Genomic DNA, 16,356 nt, shown 5'->3' on the forward strand with positions numbered 1-16,356 from the left:
AGGTGGGAAATGGCTATTACTGCGTTTGCCGCTGCCGAACTTTCAGACCAGGCCTGCTGATATTACACAGCCCTGTCGTCTTTGATTCAAGCAGGGAAAGAAAAAGGTGGAGAGTCGATCTGTAAGCCGGGTTCTGTCTTGAACAGTCATTCGTCTACGATGGCCATCACTGGACATCTTTAGCAACCTACCCGGTCCCAGCGCGGGCCACGCCTTGGGACCCTATTTGGTCTTGCTCCAAGTGGGGTTTACCTAGCCACGAACTGTTGCCAGACGTGCGGTGCGCTCTTACCGCACCTTTTCACCCTTACCGGCGCCGAAGCGCTTAGGCGGTTATTTTCTGTGGCACTTTCCGTAGGCTCACGCCTCCCAGGCATTACCTGGCACTTCGCCCTATGGAGCCCGGACTTTCCTCCCCCCCCTAATTTTCATAGAGGGCAGCGACTGTCCGATCGACTCTCCGCCGCGAAGGTTAACGGCAGAGCGCCTGAAGAACAAGCGCTAAAAGCCTCAAGACCGCTATGGGCGACGGCTTACACGCCTTTCTGTTTTTCCAGCGCGACCTGATACAGCACGTTTTTGCGCTCACCGGTGATCTGCGCTGCCAGCGCGGCAGCACGCTTGAGCGGCATTTCTTCGAGCAACAGATCGAGGATGCGCATCGCTTCGCTGCTGACCGCGTCTTCGGACTCCGGCGGCGTCCAGCCTGCCACCAACACCACGCATTCGCCGCGCTGCTGATTACTGTCGGATTCAACGAATGCGCGCAATTCAGCCAGCGGCAAGCCCTTGAGCGTTTCGAACGTCTTGGTTATTTCACGGGCGAGCAATGCCTGACGCTCACCGCCAAACACTTCTTCCATATCCTGCAGACATTCAAGGATGCGGTGCGGAGCCTCATAGAAAATCAACGTACGCGGCTCTTCCTTAACAGCTTCGAGACGCGCCTTGCGCCCGACCGATTTGGCCGGCAGAAAACCTTCGAAGATAAAACGGTCGGACGGCAGCCCCGCCGCCGACAGCGCAGCAATCAATGCACAGGCGCCCGGCACCGGCACGACACTGATGCCGGCAGCACGGGCCTGACGCACCAGGTGATAACCCGGATCGGAAATCAGCGGCGTGCCGGCGTCGGAAATCAGCGCAACGTTGTCGCCCGCCAGCAAACGGGTGATAAAGCGACTACCTTCATCTCGTTCGTTGTGCTCGTGACAGGCAGCCAGCGGCGTGGCAATCCCGAAGTGCTGCATCAGACGCGCCGAATGACGCGTGTCTTCGGCAGCGATCAAGGCCACTTCGCGGAGGATCTTCAGAGCCCGGGCGCTGATGTCGTCCAGGTTGCCGATGGGCGTCGCCACCACATAAAGCGAGCCAGCAGCGGAATTCAAAGGACCTGGAGCAGTCAAAGCGCACACCTCGTGTTCGGTAAAAGCCGCCATTGTAGCGCGTCACGAGGCTTGCGATGCGCTCTGCCCGCCTGCGGTTTTGCGTGCAGTTGTGCGCCGCTGCAACATTTACTCCAGCTAAATTGTCCGTTTCACGCCACTAACATCGCGCCCCGGCCAGTGCTTGGGTACAATTCGACGCTAATTTGATCGAGTATCAGGAACACTTACATGATCGCTTGCCTGCGGCTGTTCACTGCCCTCTGCCTCGCTGCCTTGTTGGCGGCTTGCGCCAGCTCCCCTTCCTCCAGCCTTGGCGAACTTCCACGGACCCCGGATGCCAGCATCGAGCAACTGCTCGAACAGGCTACCCAGGCGAAAACCCCGGAAAAAGCCGCCCTGTTGCGCTTGAGCGCGGCGGACCTGGCCTATCGCCAAGGCAATGCCGGACAGTCCGCGCAGATCCTGCAACAAGTGCCGATGGAGCAACTGAAACCAGGCCAGCAGATCTTCGCCAGCACACTGAACGCTGAGCTGGCGATGACCCGCAATCAGCCGAAAGCCGCGCTGACCGCCCTGAGCCATCCAAGCTTGCAACACTTGGGCGAAATGCCTGAAGAGCAGCAAGTGCGTACCGGCACCGTACATGCCCGCGCCCTTGAAGCCGATGGCCAGACACTGGCTGCCGCCCGCGAGCGCGTATTCATCGCACCGATGCTGCAAGGCGAAGCCGCGAGCAAGAACCACGAAGCGATCTGGACCCTGATCGGCTCGCTGCCAACCGACCAATTGCAACCGAACACCAGCGACGACCTCGGCGGCTGGATGGGCCTGGCGCTGGCGGTGAAATCCGCTGGCACTCTGGAACAACAGCAAGCTGCGATCGATACCTGGCGTGCACAGAATCCAAAACACCCGGCCGCAATCAACCTGCCGCTGCCGCTGACCAAACTCAAGGAACTGGCCAGCCAGCCGCTGAGCAAGATCGCCCTGCTGCTGCCGCAAGACGGCCCGCTGGCCGCTGTCGGCAAAGCTCTGCGTGAAGGCTTCATGGCTGCGCACTACCAGGCTCAACAGGCCGGACAAAAGCCACCTGCCATCGAGTTTTACGACAGCTCGAAACTGACCTCGATGGACGAGTTCTACCGCAAGGCTCAGGCTGACGGTGTGCAACTGGTCGTTGGCCCACTGGAAAAACCACTGGTCAAACAATTGAGCACTCGTCCGCAACTGTCGATCACCACCCTTGCGCTGAACTACAGCGAAGGCGATCAAGGCCCGGCGCAGCTGTTCCAGTTTGGTCTGGCTGCCGAAGACGAAGCCCGCGAAGTTTCCCGCCGCGCTCGCGCTGACGGCCTGCATCGTGCCGCAATCATGGTGCCGAAAGGCGAATGGGGCGACCGCGTACTGCGCGCTTTCAGCCAGGATTGGCAGGCCAACGGCGGCAGCATCGTTGCCACCGAACGTGTCGATCAGCCAGTGCAACTGGCCCAGCAGATCGCGGACATGTTCCAGCTGCGCCAGAGCGAAGCCCGCGCTAAAAGCCTGCAGAATGCTGCCGGCACCAACGTCGCCGCCCAGCCTTCGCGTCGTCAGGACATCGAGTTCATCTTCCTTGCCGCCACGCCACAACAGGCGCAGCAGATCAAGCCGACCCTGAACTTCCAGTATGCCGGCGACGTTCCGGTTTACGCGACCTCGCACGTTTACAGCGCCAGTGGCGACGTGAACCAGTACAACGACATGAACGGCATTCGCTTCTGCGAAACCCCGTGGCTGCTGGACAACAGCGATCCACTGCGTCAGCAAGTGGTTGCGCAGTGGCCACAAGCCGCCGGCAGCCTCGGTCGCCTGTACGCAATGGGTGTCGATGCCTATCGCCTGGCGCCGCGCCTGGGCCAACTCAAAGCCCTGCCGGACAGCCGCATTGATGGTGAGTCGGGCAGCCTCGGCATGACCCAGACCCAACGTGTTGTGCGTCAGCTGCCTTGGGCGCAGTTCGTCAGCGGTCAGGTTCAACGCCTGCCGGACACCCCGCGCTGATGCCTGACAGGTCAAGCTCGCAAAGCGGCAAGGATGCCGAGCGCCAGGCGCTCGAGCATCTGCAAAACCACGGATTGCAGTTGCTTGCGCAGAACTGGTTATGCAAACGCGGTGAGCTTGATCTGGTCATGCTTGATGGCGATACAGTAGTATTCGTTGAAGTTCGCTACAGAAAAAACACCCAATGGGGTGGCGCGCTCGCTAGCATCGATGGGCGCAAGCAGCAGAAACTGATTTTCGCTGCGCAGTATTTTCTTCAGCGCGAGTCGCGTTGGGCCAATTCCCCCTGCCGCTTCGATGTGGTGGCAATCGACAGCCACCCGAATCAGCTGAACTGGTTGCAGAATGCGTTTGACTGCTGATCTGCCTCCGCCCCGGACATTTTCACCCGACAACTTTTGCTCTTTGCTTTGCGGGCTGCACATTCACGTGCCGAACAGCCGCGCCACTTAAGGTCACACAGATGGACATGCAATCCCGAATTCGCCAGCTTTTCCAGGCCAGTATCGACACCAAGCAACAGGCGATGGACGTACTTGCACCGCACATCGAGCAAGCCAGCCAGATCATGGTCAACGCCCTGCTCAACGAGGGCAAAATGCTTTCGTGCGGCAATGGCGGCTCGGCCGGCGATGCCCAGCACTTCTCTTCCGAGCTGCTCAACCGTTTTGAGCGCGAGCGCCCGAGCCTGCCGGCCATCGCCCTGACCACCGACACGTCGACGATCACCTCGATCGCCAACGACTACAGCTACAACGAAGTGTTCTCCAAACAGATCCGCGCACTCGGCCAACCGGGCGATGTCTTGCTGGCGATCTCGACCAGCGGCAACTCGGCGAACATTATTCAAGCGATCCAGGCCGCACATGATCGCGAAATGATTGTCGTAGCTTTGACCGGACGCGATGGCGGCGGCATGGCGTCGCTGCTGTTGCCCGAGGACGTCGAGATTCGCGTACCGGCCAATGTCACTGCACGTATTCAAGAAGTCCACTTGCTGGCGATCCATTGCCTTTGCGATCTGATCGACAGCCAACTGTTCGGGAGTGAAGAATGACCCCTAATCGCCTTGGCCTTCTGGCCTTGACCCTGTGCCTCGGCATCAGCGGCTGCACCTCGGTGGTGAACGCCAGCCGTGAAGCGCCGATCGACGACGACCGCGGCACGCGCACCTTCGGCAGCAAGATCGACGATTCGCTGATCGAAACCAAAGTGGGCGTGAACGTGGCCAAGGCCGACCCGGCTCTGGACAACGATTCACACATCGTCGTCACCAGCTTCAACGGTGTCGTACTGCTGGCCGGTCAAACGCCTCGCGCAGACTTGAAAGCCAAGGCTGAGCAGGCGGCAGCCGCCGTTCAACGGGTAAAAACCGTGCATAACGAACTGCAGGTCATACCGCCGTCCGGCTTCCTGGCGCGCCAGAACGACACCTGGCTGACGTCCAAGATCAAGACACAGATGCTCACCGACGCCAGCATCCCCGGCTCGCGCATCAAGGTCGTGACCGAGAACGGTATCGTCTACTTGCTGGGTCTGCTGACCAAACAGGAAGCCACTCAGGCAACCAATCTGGTGCAGGGTGTTTCCGGCGTACAGAAGATCGTCAAACTCTTCGAATACATCGACTGACACACACGCAGTTTTGAGACGCGCATGAAAAAGGCGATCCAGATGGATCGCCTTTTTTTATTTCACCACTTTCAGGCTTGGCCGGCCGCTTGGACGCGGTGGCTCACTGTCCGGTGGTGGCAAGTCGTCATCCGACTCGATGTCGTCTTCGTCATCCATTGGCGACTCGAGATCGAACACCATGCCCTGACCGTTCTCCCGGGCGTAGATCCCGAGAATCGCACTGATCGGCACGTACAAGCTGTGCGGAACACCACCGAAGCGACCTTCGAAGGTCACCACGTCGTTGTCCATGTGCAGATGACGCACGGCGCTCGGCGAGATGTTCAGAACAATCTGCCCGTCACTGGCGAAACCCTGCGGCACTTGCACCGCCGGGAATTCGGAATTGACCAGCATGTGCGGGGTGCAATCGTTATCAACAATCCACTCGTAGAGCGCGCGGACCAGATAAGGTCGACTGGAGTTCATAGCGGCTCCTTAAGCCTTAGCGCATATCGCGTTCGACACCAGACAGACTCGCCTGGAAAGCCTCACGCGCAAACGAGCGCTCCATATAATCAAGCAGCGGCTTGGCTGGCCGCGGCAGTTCAATACCCAGAATCGGCAGACGCCAGAGTATTGGCAATAGGCAGCAATCCACCAGACTTTGTTCCTCACTGAGGAAAAATGGCTTGTCGGCAAACAGCGGCGACACGCCCGTCAGGCTTTCACGCAATTCCTTGCGCGCCACGACTCGCGCGGCCTCTTTGCTTTTCGGATCCAGGATCAGATCCACCAGACCACACCAGTCACGCTGAATACGGTGAATCAGCAGACGGCTGTTGGCACGCGCCACCGGATAAACCGGCAGCAATGGCGGGTGCGGGTAACGCTCATCCAGATATTCCATCACCACGGTCGACTCCCACAACGCCAGGTCACGATCGACCAGCGTAGGCAGACTTCCGTAAGGGTTCACCTCAATCAGTTTAGGCGGCTGGCGACCAGCTTCCACATAAATGATTTCGGCGCTGACACCCTTCTCTGCAAGCACGATGCGCACTCGGTGGGAATAGTGGTCGGCGGGGTCGGAGTAACAGGCCAACCGATTGGTCACGCCCATGGCGATCCTCCTCGCTTGTTGAATTTGTCGGAACCGGAAAAACGCGCGCGCCCAGAGGGCGCCTCCCGCAGCACCTGGCGAACCAGACGCTACGTTATTGGAGGCGCCCTTGGGCGCGCGCGATTAACAGCAATGCTTGAAGCGTATCAGTGCACGTCTTTCCAGTATTCACGCTTGAGCAGGTAGGCGAACACAAAGAAGAACGCCAGGTACAGCAAGACATAAGTACCGATGCGCTGATGTTGCAGCTTAACCGGGTTAGCCGAGTAAGCCAGGAAGGTTACCAGATTCTTGACCTTCTCATCGAACTGCTCTGCATTCAGAGTACCGGTCTTCGGCACGATGGTCAGCTGATCACACGCTTCATGCGTCAAAGGCGTACCGGTCAGCGGATCGTATTGCTTCTTGCCGTCCTCGACGATCTGCACCTGCTTGCAACCGACGACCTGACGACCTTGCAGGCCGACCAGTACGTTCGGCATGCCGACGTTCGGGAAGACCTTGTTGTTCACCCCCCAAGGACGTGCCGGATCTTCGTAGAACGAGTGCAGGTAACCGTAGAGCCAGTCGGTACCACGAACGCGAGCCACCAGGGTCAGGTCCGGTGGCGCCGCGCCGAACCAGGTCTTGGCGTCGGCCGGCTGCATGCCGATGTTCATGTGATCGCCGATCTTCGCGCCGGTGAACACCAGTTTTTCCAGCATCATTTCGTGCGGGATACCGAAGTCATCGGCAACCCGCTCGTAACGCTGGAACTTGGCACTGTGGCAACCCATGCAATAGTTGGCAAAGGTCCGCGCGCCATCCTGCAGGGCAGCCTTGTCGGAGACGTCGATGTCGACTTTTTCCAGTTCCGGACCACCATGCTCGGCAGCGAAAGACAGGACAGGCAAAGCAGCGAAAATCAGAGCAAAAAATAACTTTTTCATCAGCCAGTCACCCTTTCCGGAACCGGTTTGGTCTTCTCGAGCCTGGTGTAGAACGGCATCAGAATGAAGTAGGCGAAGTACAGGAAGGTGCAGACCTGCGATACCAGAGTGCGCTCCGGCGTCGGGGCCAGTACGCCCAGAATGCCGAGGATCACGAACGAAATGCAGAACACCAGCAGCCAGATTTTGCTCATCCAGCCTTTATAGCGCATCGACTTGACCGGACTGCGGTCCAGCCATGGCAGCACGAACAGCACCGCAATCGCCGCGCCCATGGCGATGACGCCCATGAGTTTGTCGGGGATCGCCCGCAGGATTGCGTAGAACGGCGTGAAGTACCAGACCGGCGCAATATGCTCTGGCGTCTTGAACGGGTTGGCTTGCTCGAAGTTTGGTTTTTCGAGGAAGTAGCCGCCCATTTCCGGAAAGAAGAACACAATAAAGCAGAAGATAAACAGGAACACTACGACACCGACAATGTCTTTCACGGTGTAGTACGGGTGGAAGGCAATGCCGTCCAGCGGGATGCCGTTTTCGTCTTTGTGCTTCTTGATGTCGACGCCGTCAGGGTTGTTCGAACCGACTTCGTGCAGCGCCAGAATGTGCAGCACCACCAGGCCGAGAATGACGATCGGCAGAGCGACGACGTGCAAGGCGAAGAAGCGGTTGAGGGTAATGCCCGAGATCAGGTAGTCACCACGGATCCACTGAGTCAGGTCGTTACCGATGACCGGTATCGCACCGAACAGCGAGATGATCACCTGGGCTCCCCAATAGGACATCTGGCCCCATGGCAGCAGGTAACCCATGAAGGCTTCGGCCATCAGAGCCAGATAAATCAGCATGCCGAAGACCCAGACCAGCTCACGCGGTTTCTGGTACGAACCGTAGAGCAAGCCACGGAACATGTGCAGATAAACCACGATGAAGAACGCCGAGGCGCCGGTCGAGTGCAACAAACGCAGGATCGAGCCGTACTCGACGTCGCGCATGATGTATTCGACGGAAGCGAATGCCTCTTCTGCCGACGGCGTGTAGCTCATCGTCAGCCAGACACCGGTGACGATCTGGTTGACCAGCACCAGCAACGCCAGGGAGCCGAAAAAGTAGAAGAAGTTGAAGTTTTTTGGCGCGTAATACTTGCTGAGATGGTCTTCCCACATTTTGGTCGCGGGAAAGCGCGCATCAACCCAATCCATGAACTTGCTCATCACGCTTTCTCCGTATCGACGCCAATGACAATCAGGTCATCGGTCTCATAGGAATGCGGGGGAACTGGCAGGTTCAAAGGCGCAGGTTGCGACTTGTAGACGCGGCCAGCCAGATCGTAGTGGGAACCGTGGCAAGGGCAGAAATAACCGCCTACCCAGTCTTTACCCAGATCCGCAGGTGCCACTTCGGGACGGAAGGTTGGTGAGCAACCCAGGTGTGTGCAGATCCCGATCAGCAGCAGAATTTCCGGCTTGATCGAACGCACTTCAGGATCGACATAGGTGGGTTGCGTGGAGTTTTTGGAATCCGGATCGGAGAGCTGGCCCTCGATCTTTTTCAGATTATCCAGGATTTCCTTGGTACGGCGGACAATGAACACCGGCTGGCCGCGCCACTCAGCAATCATCTGCTGTCCTGGCTCGATCTTGCCGACATTCACTTTCACCGGTGCACCGGCGGCTTTCGCCTTGGCACTGGGAAACCATGACCCCACGAACGGGACCGCAGCCCCCACCGCTCCTGCAGCACCCACCACGGATGTGGCTGCTACCAAGAAGCGACGCCGGCCTGCATTCACGCCGTCATTGCTCATTCAGTCCTCTCCCATCAGCTTTGTGGCCTGTTAAATCAGGCATCTACTAAATAAATCAATGTTACTTATAAAAATTTTGCCGAATGGTAATGAAAAGCCCCAATTCTGACAAGGGAATTACCCGGAGCTCTCACCCTCAAGCCTTGCAGTATAGGGGGTCTACGAATGTGGCAAGTTGTCACAGCGCAATTCTTTTGATAAATCGCAGGCATAAAAAAACGCCCGCTTCCGTGAGGAATCGGGCGTTCTTTTTGAACGTGGAAGCGGAATTAACGCTTCGAGTACTGCGGACGCTTACGCGCTTTACGCAGACCAACTTTCTTACGTTCAACTTCACGGGCGTCGCGAGTAACGAAGCCAGCTTTGCGCAGAGCGCCACGCAGGGTTTCGTCGTAGTCCATCAGAGCGCGAGTGATGCCGTGGCGGATTGCGCCAGCTTGACCACTTACACCACCGCCGATCACGGTGACGTAGATGTCGAACTTCTCGACAGTCTCAGTCAGCTCCAGCGGCTGGCGAACTACCATGCGGGCAGTTTCGCGGCCGAAGAAGTTTTCCAGCGAACGGTTGTTGATGGAGATGTTACCAGTACCCGGACGCAGGAAAACGCGTGCGGTTGCGGTCTTGCGACGGCCAGTGCCGTAATTTTGAGTCGCCGACATAATGTACTATTCCGTTAAAACTTCAGTTCTTGGGGCTGCTGAGCAGTATGTGGGTGTGCAGCGCCCGCATAGACTTTCAGCTTACGGTACATGTCGCGACCCAGTGGGTTTTTAGGCAGCATGCCTTTAACCGCGGTCTCGATCACGCGCTCAGGGGCTTTAGCGATCAGCTTTTCAAAGTTGATCGACTTGATGCCGCCCGGGAAACCGGAGTGGGAGTAGTACATTTTGTCAGTGGTTTTAGCACCGGTAACACGAATCTGCTCAGCGTTGATTACGACGATGTAGTCGCCGGTGTCAACGTGAGGAGTGTACTCAGGCTTGTGCTTGCCACGCAGACGGCTCGCGATTTCGGTGGCCAGACGACCCAGGGTCTGACCAGCAGCGTCGACGACAAACCAGTCGCGCTTTACTGTTTCTGGTTTAGCAGTAAAAGTTTTCATTCTTTATAGCCTCAGGGGCCGCCCTGTAAATTAGACGGCGGATCTTACTGAATAGTGCGTACTTTGACAAGTCAAAGGCAGCCGGATACAGACGCTTTCGGGGGCTCGGGTCGGCGCGTCCGTTCAACGGCAAGATTCTTCGGCGGCGGCGCATCACTTCCACTGCAGAAAGAGGTCGGCAATTATGCAGATTGCGAAAAATATTTCAACCTGCTTTTATGATTGTTTTGCCCAAGGAGCATCCGATGGACTATCGCCAGCTAGGCCGTACCGACCTGAACGTGAGTGCAATCTGCCTCGGCACCATGACCTGGGGCGAGCAAAACACTGAAGCTGAAGCCTTCGCCCAGATCGAACGGGCCAAGGAAGCCGGGATCAACTTCATCGACACCGCCGAGATGTACCCGGTGCCGCCAAAAGCCGAAACCTACGCCACAACCGAGCGCTACATCGGCAATTACTTCAAAAGCCGCGGCGACCGCGCCGACTGGATCCTCGCCAGCAAAATCGCCGGCCCCGGCAACACCATCGACTATATCCGCGACAAAAACCTGCGCCACAATCGCCAGCACATCACAGCTGCGGTGGATGCCAGCCTTGAGCGCCTGCAGACCGATTATATCGACCTGTATCAATTGCACTGGCCGGAGCGCAGCACCAACTTTTTCGGACAGCTGGGCTACAAGCACAAGATCGAAGCCAATCTCACTCCGCTGGAAGACACTCTTGAAGCGCTCGACGAGCAAGTGAAGGCCGGCAAGATTCGTCACATCGGCCTGTCCAACGAAACACCGTGGGGCACCATGCGTTTTCTCGCGCTGGCCGAAGCCCGTGGCTGGCCGCGTGCGGTGTCGATCCAGAACCCGTACAACCTGCTCAACCGCAGCTTTGAAGTCGGCCTGGCGGAAATCGCCATCCGCGAACAATGCGGCCTGCTCGCTTATTCGCCGCTGGCGTTTGGTTTCCTCTCAGGCAAGTACGAAGGTGGCGCGCGTCCGCCGAAAGGCCGCCTGAGCCTCTACAGCCGCTTCAGCCGCTATTTCAACGCGCAATCGGAAGCAGCGTGCAGCCGTTACGTCGCGCTGGCCCGTGAACACGGTCTGGATCCGGCGCAAATGGCGTTGGCGTTTGTGACCCAGCAACCGTTCGTCACCAGCAACATCATCGGGGCGACGACGCTTGAGCAACTGGACAGCAACATTGCCAGTTTCGATCTGCAGCTCTCCGATGAAGTACTGGCAGGGATTGAGGCGATTCACAAGGATCATCCGAACCCAGCGCCTTGATTGACCGCTAAAAGCTTCGCGAGCAGGCTCGCTCCCACAGGTACGGTGCTCCCCTGTGGGAGCGAGCCTGCTCGCGAAGAGGCCAGCCAATGCAGCGAAGATCAAAGCGACCGCGCAATGATCTCCTTCATGATTTCATTGGTGCCGGCATAAATCCGCTGCACTCGCGCATCGGCCCACGCCCGGGCCACCGGGTATTCCCACATGTAGCCGTAACCGCCATGCAACTGCACACACTCGTCGAGGACCTTGCATTGCAGATCAGTGCCCCAGTATTTCGCCATCGCCGCCGTCGGCACATCCAGCTTGCCTTGCAGATGTAATTCGAGACATTTATCGACAAACACCCGACCGATCTGAATCTCGGTGGCCATCTCCGCCAGCTTGAAACGGGTGTTCTGGAAGTCAGCAATCGCTTTGCCGAACGCCTTGCGATCGCGGGTGTAATCCAGCGTCCACTGCAACGCTGCCTCGGCTGAAGCCAGCCCCCCAATGGCCACGGTCAGACGCTCCTGCGGCAACTCCTGCATCAGATAGGCAAACCCTGCTCCCGCCTGCCCCAGCAGGTTTTCCTTGGGTACACGCACGTCCTGGAAAAACAATTCCGAGGTGTCCTGCGCCTTCATGCCGACCTTCTCCAGGCGCTTGCCCTTCTCGAAGCCCGGCGTATTCGCTTCAACCAGAAACAGGCTGGTGCCTTTGGCGCCGGCTTTCGGATCGGTTTTGGCGACGACGATCACCAGATCTGCCAAGAAGCCGTTGGTGATGAAGGTTTTCGAACCGTTGATCACGTACTCGTCACCGTCCAGCACAGCGGTGGTTTTCACGCCTTGCAGGTCGGAGCCCGCACCCGGCTCGGTCATGGCGATGGCCGTGACCATCTCGCCCGAGACCAGTTTCGGCAGGTATTTGTGCTTCAGTGCCTCGCTGCCGTAATGCAGGATGTACGGCGCAACAATGTCCGAATGCAGCGAGAAACCGATCCCGGTCAACCCCAGTCGACCGACCTCTTCGATCACCACGGCGCTGTACAGAAAGTCCGCCCCCAAACCGCCGTACTCTTCCGGCAGGTGCGAGCAAAGCATCCCCGCCTCCCCCGCCTTGTTCCAGAGCTTGCGGTCGATATGGCCTTGTTTCTCCCATTGAGCGTGGAACGGCACAGCCTCTTTTTCGAGGAAGGTTCGTACGCTGTCGCGGAACAATTCGTGCTCGGAGCTGAACAAGGTTCTGGGGATCATGCGGCACCTTTCTTTGTTGTTGGAGGGGGATGACCTTCAGAGACTAAGCGCCACCGGCGATACAGGACACTGGACACATCCGACAAAAAATAAGACGATCCAGCCGTCTGGTGACCACTTCCCCTTATAAAAACAAAACAAAAGTTGAATTATGTCCAAGCAAGTCTCCACGCCCTTGCGGCGCGTCAGCATCCTGGCGATTGACCGGGTTTTCGCATCCACTCTCATGCAGGCCAAGGATTTTTTCCATCTGGCCAGCCTGCGTTACGGCAAGCAACTGGGCCACGGCCTGACTCCGGCGTTTGAAACGCGCCTGGTCAGCCCCGACGGCAAACCGGTGAACAGCTTCAGTGACGTGGTCATGCCGGTCGACGGCGGCCTGGAAAACGCCGACGTGATTATCCTTCCGGCGTTCTGGGACGATTTCGATACGCTTTGCAGCCGTTATCCCCAGGTCTTGCCGTGGTTGCGCGAACAGCACGCGCGTGGCGCGGTGTTGTGCGGCGAAGCCACCGGGGTGTTCTGGCTGGCCGAGGCCGGCCTGCTCAACGGCAAGGAAGCGACCACCTACTGGCGGTTCTTCAATGCGTTCGCCGAGCGTTTTCCGCGGGTTTACCTGAATCAGGACAAACACCTGACCGACGCCGATAACCTCTACTGCGCCGGCGGCACCACTTCAGCCTGCGATCTCTATATCTATCTGATCGAACGCTTCTGCGGGGCAAACGTCGCGCAAGCCGTGGCCCGCGACATCCTCTACGAAGTGCAGCGCAGCTATTCGCCGGGACGCATCGGTTTCGGTGGGCAGAAGCTGCATCAGGATGTGATCATCCTGCAGATCCAGCATTGGCTCGAAGAGCACTTCGCCGACAAGTTCCGCTTCGAAGACGTCGCCCGCGAGCACGGCATGAGCATCCGCAATTTCATGCGGCGCTTCCAGACGGCCACCGGTGACAAACCCCTGCATTACCTGCAACGGCTGCGGATCGAGACTGCGAAAGGCTTGCTGTCCGGCAGCCGCAAGAGCATCAAGACCATCAGTTATGAGGTCGGCTACGACGATGCGAGCTTCTTTGCGCGGCTGTTCCGCCAGCATACGGAGCTGTCGCCGAACCAGTATCGACAGCAGTTTCAGCAGGCTGCCTAAAAACAAAAGATCGCAGCCTGCGGCAGCTCCTACAGAATGGCGTACACCTGTAGGAGCTGGCGAAGCCTGCGATCTTTTGATCTTCAGCGCATAAAAAAGGGCCTGCAATTGCAGGCCCTGTTTATTTGGCGAACTGTTTAAGGCTTGTGCGCCCGCGACAGGAATTCGTGCGATTGCATCTCCAGCAAGCGGCTCAGCGTGCGCTGGAACTCGAAGTTCAAACGGCCGCCGGTGTACAGATCCTTCAGCTCGACTTCCGCCGAAATGATCAGCTTGACGTTACGATCGTAGAATTCGTCGACCATGTTGATGAAGCGACGGGCGATGTCGTCGGTGGTGACGCTCATCTGCTCGACGCCGCTGAGCAGCACGGCGTGGAAGATCTTGCCCAGCTCGATGTAATCGTTCTGGCTGCGCGGGCCGTCGCACAGTTCGCGGAAATCGAACCAGGCCACATCGTCACAAGTACGCAGGGCACGGATCTCGCGGTTCTCGATCATCAGCACGTCGTTCTCGACCGCAGCGGTGCATTCCGGCGTCAGCGCGCGGAAGCTTTTGCGCAGGCTTTCGTGGGACGCTTCGTCGAGCGGAAAGTGGAACAGCTCCGCTTGTTCGAGGTGACGCAAACGGTAGTCGACGCCGCTGTCAACGTTGACGATCTCGGTGTTCTGCTTGATCAGCGCAATCGCCGGCAGGAAGCGCGCGCGTTGCAGACCGTCCTTGTACAGACCGTCCGGGACGATGTTCGAGGTCGCGACCAGGGTCACGCCATTCTTGAACAATTCTTCCATCAACGTGCCGAGGATCATCGCGTCGGTGATGTCGGAAACGAAGAACTCATCGAAGCAGATTACCCGCGACTCATCGGCAAAACGTTTGGCGATAAGGGTCAGCGGGTTTTTCTCGCCACCGAGGGTTTTCATCTCTTCGTGCACACGCTTCATGAAGCGGTGGAAGTGGGTGCGGGTCTTTTCCTTGAACGGCAGCGCTTCGAAGAAGGTGTCGACCAGGTAAGTTTTACCGCGACCCACGCCGCCCCAGAAATACAGGCCCTTGACCGGCGTCTGATCTTTTTTGCCGAACAGCTTGCTCAGCAGACCCGGTTTGTTCTGATCGGCGGCGATCAGATCCTCGTACAAACGCTGTAGATGACGCACAGCAGTTTCCTGCGCGGCGTCATGGAAGAAGTCCGGGCGTTTCAGATCAGCTTGGTATCGTTCTAGGGGCGTCATAATTCGTTAGCAAGGCAACAAAAACGGGCCGTCACTGTAGCGACGGCCCGTGGGAATGGCAATCGGCCCTTGGTCGGACCGTGCCGCCGATTAGTCCTGAACCGGGGTCAGCGCGATGCGCAGCGCCTCGATGGCCGCGTCCCGCGCAACCGTGTCGGCGAACGCCGGGCTATCGCCAACGCAATCACCTTCCAGCCAGACGCTGAAGCTCAGGTCTTCGCTGCGCACGTCCAGCGGCTGGCCGGATTGCAGCTGTTTGGTCACTTGGCCTGCGGTTTTGCCGTCGGCGAAGTTACGCGACAGCAGCAGTTGCTCGCCATCGGCCGCCAGCAGACGGAAACGGAAGCTGCCGTCGTCTTCGCGGAAGCTGACGAAACGTGCGGCTTTCGCGGCTTTCTTCTTGGTGGTTGCGGCAACCTGAACCTGATTGACGAAAGAACGCAGGCCAACGGCTTCGCGCAGTTCGTTAAGGAACGGCGTCGCCACGGCACGGGCCTTTTTCGCACCGATCTGCAGGATGTCTTCCAGATCCGCCGGACGTTCGATCAACTGGTGATACTTGTCGCGCGCCTCGCCGAGATCGTTGTCGAGCAACTGGAACAGACGGTTCTTCGCCTCACCCCAACCCAGACCACCGAGCAGTTCGCTGCGGAACTCACCAGCCTGCGCCGGCGTGGCGAACGCCTGGAACAGGGTGAACAGGTGCGAGTTGTCCGGATCCTTGGCTTCGCCTGGCGCTTTGGAGTCGGTGACGATCCGCGAGATCGCGTCCTTCATCTCCTTGGCGCTGGAGAACAACGGGATGGTGTTGTCATAGCTCTTCGACATCTTGCGACCGTCGAGGCCCGGCAACGTCGCCACGCTTTCTTCGATCAGCGCTTCGGGCATGGTGAAGAATTCTTTGCCCTGACCGAACAAGTGGTTGAAGCGCTGGCCGATATCACGGGCCATCTCGACATGCTGGATCTGGTCACGACCGACCGGCACCTTGTGCGCGTTGAACATCAGGATGTCCGCCGCCATCAGCACCGGGTAGCTGTAGAGGCCCATGGTGATGCCGGCGTCCGGGTCTTCGCCGGTTTCGACGTTCTTGTCTACCGAGGCCTTGTAGGCGTGGGCGCGGTTGAGCAGGCCCTTGGCGGCAACGCAGGTCAGCAGCCAGGTCAGCTCGGGGATTTCCGGGATGTCGGACTGGCGGTAGAAGGTCACGCGGTCGACATCGAGGCCACCGGCCAGCCAGGTCGCGGCGATTTCCAGACGCGAGCGCTGGATGCGCAGCGGGTCATCGCATTTGATCAGGGCGTGGTAGTCGGCCAGAAAGTAGAACGAATCGGCATTGCTGTCGCGGCTGGCAAGGATCGCCGGGCGGATGGCGCCGGCGTAGTTGCCCAGGTGCGGCGTGCCGGTGGTGGTGATGCCGGTGAGGATTCGGGTACGGTTCGTCATGGGT

17 protein-coding genes and 1 other RNA gene are annotated in these 16,356 nt (G+C 58.5%); 6 read left to right on the forward strand and 12 right to left on the reverse strand.

The window, feature by feature from the left end:
- Nucleotides 1-106 precede the first annotated feature (106 nt).
- Together rnpB and rsmI are read right to left on the reverse strand one after the other, a co-directional pair.
- Nucleotides 107-460, reverse strand: an RNA gene (gene rnpB, locus C2E19_RS24455) — RNase P RNA component class A.
- 73 nt (nucleotides 461-533) lie between these two features.
- Nucleotides 534-1,439: a 16S rRNA (cytidine(1402)-2'-O)-methyltransferase gene (gene rsmI, locus C2E19_RS24460; protein WP_129395437.1), complete on the reverse strand. Its 906-nt coding sequence runs from the start codon at nucleotides 1,437-1,439 to the stop codon at nucleotides 534-536.
- 177 nt (nucleotides 1,440-1,616) lie between these two features.
- Between rsmI and C2E19_RS24465 the strand changes: the two genes are divergently transcribed.
- The 4 genes from C2E19_RS24465 (at nucleotide 1,617) to C2E19_RS24480 (ending at nucleotide 5,060) form a co-directional block, all read left to right on the forward strand.
- Nucleotides 1,617-3,428: a penicillin-binding protein activator gene (locus tag C2E19_RS24465; RefSeq protein ID WP_129395438.1), complete on the forward strand. Its 1,812-nt coding sequence runs from the start codon at nucleotides 1,617-1,619 to the stop codon at nucleotides 3,426-3,428.
- The gene (locus C2E19_RS24470; RefSeq protein ID WP_129395439.1) at nucleotides 3,428-3,790 is read left to right on the forward strand and encodes a YraN family protein; all 363 of its coding nucleotides are present in this window, start codon (nucleotides 3,428-3,430) and stop codon (nucleotides 3,788-3,790) included. The genes C2E19_RS24465 and C2E19_RS24470 overlap by 1 nt, the downstream gene beginning before the upstream one ends.
- 101 nt (nucleotides 3,791-3,891) lie before the next feature.
- The gene (locus C2E19_RS24475) at nucleotides 3,892-4,485 is read left to right on the forward strand and encodes a phosphoheptose isomerase (RefSeq protein ID WP_008082788.1); all 594 of its coding nucleotides are present in this window, start codon (nucleotides 3,892-3,894) and stop codon (nucleotides 4,483-4,485) included.
- Complete coding sequence (locus C2E19_RS24480) at nucleotides 4,482-5,060, forward strand: BON domain-containing protein (RefSeq protein ID WP_007917023.1); 579 nt, start codon at nucleotides 4,482-4,484, stop codon at nucleotides 5,058-5,060. Before C2E19_RS24475 ends, C2E19_RS24480 begins: the two co-directional genes overlap by 4 nt.
- Nucleotides 5,061-5,117: 57 nt before the next feature.
- Here the strand turns inward: C2E19_RS24480 and C2E19_RS24485 are convergent, their stop codons facing one another.
- From C2E19_RS24485 to rplM, 7 genes are all read right to left on the reverse strand, one after another.
- The gene (locus C2E19_RS24485; protein ID WP_129395440.1) at nucleotides 5,118-5,531 is read right to left on the reverse strand and encodes a ClpXP protease specificity-enhancing factor; all 414 of its coding nucleotides are present in this window, start codon (nucleotides 5,529-5,531) and stop codon (nucleotides 5,118-5,120) included.
- Nucleotides 5,532-5,547: 16 nt separating this feature from the next.
- Nucleotides 5,548-6,165, reverse strand: coding sequence for a glutathione S-transferase N-terminal domain-containing protein (locus C2E19_RS24490; protein WP_047303097.1), 618 nt, complete (start codon nucleotides 6,163-6,165; stop codon nucleotides 5,548-5,550).
- A 146-nt stretch (nucleotides 6,166-6,311) separates the two neighbouring features.
- Nucleotides 6,312-7,094 carry a cytochrome c1 gene (locus C2E19_RS24495; protein ID WP_129395441.1) on the reverse strand — a complete coding sequence of 261 codons (783 nt, stop codon included), beginning with the start codon at nucleotides 7,092-7,094 and terminating at the stop codon, nucleotides 6,312-6,314.
- Nucleotides 7,094-8,305: a cytochrome bc complex cytochrome b subunit gene (locus tag C2E19_RS24500; RefSeq protein ID WP_129395442.1), complete on the reverse strand. Its 1,212-nt coding sequence runs from the start codon at nucleotides 8,303-8,305 to the stop codon at nucleotides 7,094-7,096. Before C2E19_RS24500 ends, C2E19_RS24495 begins: the two co-directional genes overlap by 1 nt.
- Nucleotides 8,305-8,898, reverse strand: coding sequence for a ubiquinol-cytochrome c reductase iron-sulfur subunit (petA, locus tag C2E19_RS24505; RefSeq protein WP_129395443.1), 594 nt, complete (start codon nucleotides 8,896-8,898; stop codon nucleotides 8,305-8,307). Before petA ends, C2E19_RS24500 begins: the two co-directional genes overlap by 1 nt.
- Nucleotides 8,899-9,167: 269 nt before the next feature.
- Entirely contained in the window at nucleotides 9,168-9,560 is a 393-nt protein-coding gene (rpsI, locus tag C2E19_RS24510; protein ID WP_008080273.1) for a 30S ribosomal protein S9, read from the reverse strand.
- Between the two features lie 14 nt (nucleotides 9,561-9,574).
- Nucleotides 9,575-10,003, reverse strand: coding sequence for a 50S ribosomal protein L13 (gene rplM, locus C2E19_RS24515; RefSeq protein ID WP_007917032.1), 429 nt, complete (start codon nucleotides 10,001-10,003; stop codon nucleotides 9,575-9,577).
- Nucleotides 10,004-10,248: 245 nt separating this feature from the next.
- Here rplM and C2E19_RS24520 point away from each other — a divergent pair, with 245 nt between their 5' ends.
- Nucleotides 10,249-11,289 carry an NADP(H)-dependent aldo-keto reductase gene (locus tag C2E19_RS24520; RefSeq protein ID WP_129395444.1) on the forward strand — a complete coding sequence of 347 codons (1,041 nt, stop codon included), beginning with the start codon at nucleotides 10,249-10,251 and terminating at the stop codon, nucleotides 11,287-11,289.
- A gap of 101 nt (nucleotides 11,290-11,390) precedes the next feature.
- On the opposite strand, the gene C2E19_RS24525 is transcribed toward C2E19_RS24520, so the two are convergent.
- On the reverse strand, nucleotides 11,391-12,527 hold the full coding sequence (locus C2E19_RS24525; protein WP_129395445.1) for an acyl-CoA dehydrogenase family protein: 1,137 nt from the start codon (nucleotides 12,525-12,527) through the stop codon (nucleotides 11,391-11,393).
- Between the two features lie 250 nt (nucleotides 12,528-12,777).
- Between C2E19_RS24525 and C2E19_RS24530 the strand changes: the two genes are divergently transcribed.
- A complete protein-coding gene (locus C2E19_RS24530) occupies nucleotides 12,778-13,674 on the forward strand; it encodes a GlxA family transcriptional regulator (RefSeq protein ID WP_174823981.1) in 897 nt (298 codons plus the stop codon).
- A 137-nt stretch (nucleotides 13,675-13,811) separates the two neighbouring features.
- On the opposite strand, the gene zapE is transcribed toward C2E19_RS24530, so the two are convergent.
- Together zapE and C2E19_RS24540 are read right to left on the reverse strand one after the other, a co-directional pair.
- Complete coding sequence (gene zapE, locus C2E19_RS24535) at nucleotides 13,812-14,906, reverse strand: cell division protein ZapE (protein WP_129395447.1); 1,095 nt, start codon at nucleotides 14,904-14,906, stop codon at nucleotides 13,812-13,814.
- A gap of 90 nt (nucleotides 14,907-14,996) precedes the next feature.
- Entirely contained in the window at nucleotides 14,997-16,352 is a 1,356-nt protein-coding gene (locus C2E19_RS24540) for a tryptophan--tRNA ligase (protein ID WP_129395448.1), read from the reverse strand.
- Nucleotides 16,353-16,356: the final 4 nt, after the last annotated feature.

The organism is Pseudomonas sp. DTU12.3 (assembly GCF_004124275.1).
In the GTDB taxonomy this organism is placed as follows: Bacteria; Pseudomonadota; Gammaproteobacteria; order Pseudomonadales; family Pseudomonadaceae; genus Aquipseudomonas; species Aquipseudomonas helmanticensis.